The sequence below is a fragment of the Gilliamella sp. Lep-s35 genome, assembly GCF_009795845.1.
Taxonomy (GTDB): Bacteria; Pseudomonadota; Gammaproteobacteria; order Enterobacterales; family Orbaceae; genus Gilliamella.
The window spans coordinates 1-389 of sequence record NZ_WTEX01000085.1 but is presented as its reverse complement, the minus strand read 5'-3'; the positions used below and the strand labels follow the sequence as shown (position 1 = coordinate 389).

Genomic DNA, 389 nt, shown 5'->3' with positions numbered 1-389 from the left:
ACTTAATTGATAATGCGCTAAATTATTTATTTTTAAACAAGCAACTTAATGATTAAAATAAATTTATAAAACAAGTCCACCACTTTCAGCTAAAGATAATTTTAAAGTGCCATCACTTTTTATGCTGTAGTAATGAACTCCCCTTGCAGGTTTATTGCCTGTCACTGCCGCTTCCATACTGCCAAAACCTTTATATAAGCGATAAATCTCCGGATTTTTTATCCAGTTGGGAACATTGTCCATATGGTAATTAAATGTAACTCTTGGCTTATCTTTCCATTGATGATTCACTTTCATTATTTTGTCCACTACCACTCGACCAAAACAGAAATTGGTGCCTCCCGACCATCTTTTATCAATATATTTACGGCCTTCATCGGTTAAATCAT

General features: G+C 33.7%; 1 protein-coding gene. It reads right to left on the bottom strand.

What is annotated here, in order from left to right; genetic code table 11:
* Positions 1-63: 63 nt before the first annotated feature.
* On the bottom strand, positions 64-389 hold a 326-nt coding region (locus GQ590_RS12135), incomplete at its 5' end, for a hypothetical protein (RefSeq protein WP_160409323.1).